General features: G+C 69.2%; 3 protein-coding genes. 1 reads left to right on the top strand and 2 read right to left on the bottom strand.

The genetic code is table 11. The features are described from left to right. Both ABGA94_RS09580 and ABGA94_RS09575 read right to left on the bottom strand, forming a co-directional pair. Positions 1–519, bottom strand: a 519-nt coding sequence (locus ABGA94_RS09580; RefSeq protein WP_375367130.1) for an ATP-binding cassette domain-containing protein, incomplete at its 3' end; no start/stop codon positions are given. Beyond that, positions 516–1,049, bottom strand: coding sequence for a DUF2796 domain-containing protein (locus ABGA94_RS09575; protein WP_095377519.1), 534 nt, complete (start codon positions 1,047–1,049; stop codon positions 516–518). The genes ABGA94_RS09575 and ABGA94_RS09580, both read right to left, overlap by 4 nt. Positions 1,050–1,081: 32 nt before the next feature. On the opposite strand from ABGA94_RS09575, the gene ABGA94_RS09570 reads away from it, so the two are divergent. Then, entirely contained in the window at positions 1,082–1,555 is a 474-nt protein-coding gene (locus tag ABGA94_RS09570) for a MerC domain-containing protein (protein WP_095377518.1), read from the top strand. Positions 1,556–1,712 lie beyond the last annotated feature (157 nt).

Genomic DNA, 1,712 nt, shown 5'->3' with positions numbered 1-1,712 from the left:
CTCATCGGCCAGCAGCAACGCCGGGCGGCCGATCAGGGCGCGTGCTGCCGCCACGCGCTGCTGCTGGCCGACGCTGAGCGTGCCAGCGCGCCGCTGCATCAGCGCCGGGTCCAGCTGCAGGGCCTGCAGCAGGCGGGCGATCTCGGCATCCAACGGGCCACTGATGCGTGCGCTGCGCAGGCGCGAGAAGCGCAGGCCCAGCGCGATGTTGTCGCGCACGGTGAGGAACGGCAGCAGGTTGAACTGCTGGAAGATCACACCCAGGTGGTCGGCGCGGAAGCGGTCCCGCGCGGCACCACGCATCGCCTGCAGCGCGTGACCGGCGACCTCGATGCGGCCCTTGCAGGGCAGCAGCACGCCCGCGAGCAGGCCCAGCAGCGTGCTCTTGCCACCGCCACTGATCCCGCGCAGCAGCACGCTGCTGCCCTGCTCGATCCACAGCCGCGGCACGTCCAGCACCAGCTGCCGGCCATAGCCGAACTGCACGTCTTCCAGCGAGATCACCGGTGCCGTGCTCACGGGGCCAGCACCACGCGCAGGTTGTCCGGGGTCAGCACGCTGCGGTTCTGGCCATGGGCGGTGGCGCTGTTGACGATTACTTCGTGCAGGCCCGGGAACAATGCGGGCAGGCGCACGACAATGGCCCGCAGCTCGGCAGGCTTGGCGCAGTGGTACTGCAGCGTTGCGCTGAACCCCGCGTGCCGATGCTGACCTGATGGCGGTGCGGCAGCCGTCGCATCGAATCCCTCGGCCTTGGCATCGTTGCCTGAAAGGCGGCAGCCCGCGGCGGTAGGCAAGGTGACCCAGCTGCCGCCCTGCAGCAGCGCAGTCGCACGCGCCAGCGCGGACTGCTCGGCCGCATTGGCCGGCGGCCGCTCGAAATCAAGGATGCCGATGCCGGGGGCCTGCAGGGCGAATTCCAGCGTCTGCTGGTCAAGCGCAACATCGACGCTGGCCTGGCCGTGCACGTGCGGTGCGTGCTGGCGGATATCGTGGGCCTGCGCGGCGCTGGCGGCCAGCAGCAGGAAAAGAGCAGCAGAAAGCTTCATGGGGGACGCTCCAAGTGTTACTATGTAACATTATGGACCACATCCCCACGACGCCCGCAAGGGCCCTGGCCCGGCCGCCAACTTCGGCACGCTGGCACCCCCGCTTCGATCTTGCCGGTGCCTGGCTGTCCCTGGCCTGCGCCGCCCATTGCATCGCCCTGCCCCTGCTGCTGGCCTTCGTGCCGGCAGCGATGATGGCGCTGCGTTCGTTCCAGCACCCCGGCCATGGCGCGATGACCGTGCTGCTGGTGATGTCGCGCTGGGAATGGCTGTTCGCGCTGCTGGCCTCGTCGCTGGCCTTGGCGAGCACCTCGGCCGGGCTGCACCGGCACGGGCGCGGGCGGCCCCTGCGGCTGGCGTGCGTCGGCGCGATCCTTCTACTGTCAGCCTCGCTGTACCTGCCGCTGAAGGAATCACTGCTCTGGCATGGCGTCACCACCGCGTGCGGCGGCATGATGCTGGCGGCAGCACACATCGGCAATCGGCGGGCGCTGCGCAACCGCTAACACCGGCTGCGGGTCGGTTGGAACACGCCATCCACGCATGGCGTGGATCTACTGAAACATGCAACACAGCCAACGGTAGTGCCGGCCGCTGGCCGGACGGAAAACACCATCCACGCATGGCGTGGATCTACTGATGCACTCCCGGCAGCCGGCCAGC

This window comes from Stenotrophomonas sp. 3diitr2024 (assembly GCF_042136455.1).
In the GTDB taxonomy this organism is placed as follows: Bacteria; Pseudomonadota; Gammaproteobacteria; order Xanthomonadales; family Xanthomonadaceae; genus Stenotrophomonas; species Stenotrophomonas sepilia.
Note: the sequence above shows the minus strand (reverse complement) of the source record. Positions and strands in the feature narration are given on the sequence as shown.

Bases quoted from the DNA above. Each gene is read 5' to 3' on its own strand.
- ABGA94_RS09575 (WP_095377519.1), bottom strand. From the start codon at position 1,049: ATGAAGCTTTCTGCTGCTCTTTTCCTGCTGCTGGCCGCCAGCGCCGCG.
- ABGA94_RS09570 (WP_095377518.1), top strand. From the start codon at position 1,082: ATGGACCACATCCCCACGACGCCCGCAAGGGCCCTGGCCCGGCCGCCA.